Annotated in this window: 1 protein-coding gene; it reads right to left on the minus strand. The window is 59.2% G+C overall.

The genetic code is table 11. The annotated features are described in order from the left end of the window. On the minus strand, positions 1-223 hold a 223-nt coding region (locus ACXAH0_RS25390), incomplete at both ends, for an IS66 family transposase (protein WP_475196130.1).

Genomic DNA, 223 nt, shown 5'->3' on the forward strand with positions numbered 1-223 from the left:
CGAGATACGGCCGGGCTTTCGGCAGACGGCTGAGTGCATAGCGGATCGCTGCGGCCAGCGGTGACTTTCCCGATATCCGCGTCAATTGGCTGCCAAGCCAGTCTTCCAGATCATTGAAGATAGGTTTGGCGTGTGCTTGCCGTAAGGCGGTGCGCTCCGGTGGAGGTTTTCCGCGTGCCTTCTTTTCGATTTCGTACAGCCCGGCAATGCGCTGAATGGCCTC

Source organism: Roseibium sp. AWQ4_290 (genome assembly GCF_056160985.1).